The 370-nt window shown below is 41.9% G+C and carries 1 protein-coding gene; it reads right to left on the minus strand.

The window, feature by feature from the left end; all coding sequences use genetic code 11:
• Positions 1 to 215, minus strand: a 215-nt coding sequence (locus B3I52_RS15410) for a hypothetical protein (RefSeq protein ID WP_293302966.1), incomplete at its 3' end; no start/stop codon positions are given.
• Positions 216 to 370 lie beyond the last annotated feature (155 nt).

The raw sequence follows: 370 nt of genomic DNA on the forward strand, positions 1-370 counted from the left end.
TCCTGCCAAAATCTCGAAGGCCGATAGGGTGTGCTTTGGAACGGTTGGGGGTGGTTGGTTGGTTGGTTGGTTGGTTTTTTCGTTTGTGGTTGCTTTAATAGTTGCGTCTTTTCGACTGCTTGTTCCGAGTATTCGGAAAGCTGTAAGGAGGAGAAATCTAGCTTTTGGTGGTTGGTTGGAGCAAAGAACAAGGAGTAAGGATTGGTTACGTTCATCAAATCGTCTTTGAGAGTTTACGTAGCAATCTCATTTTTTAGCTTCATACCTATAAATCGGTGAAGGTTAGCGGTGGAGGCATATTTCTTTTGCATTGATGAAAAGAAACAACCTGAGCTTTAGCGAAAGCATGCCTACCTATTAAAAATGTAAA

Source organism: Pedobacter sp. UBA4863 (genome assembly GCF_002399615.1).
Taxonomy (GTDB): domain Bacteria; phylum Bacteroidota; class Bacteroidia; order Sphingobacteriales; family Sphingobacteriaceae; genus Pedobacter.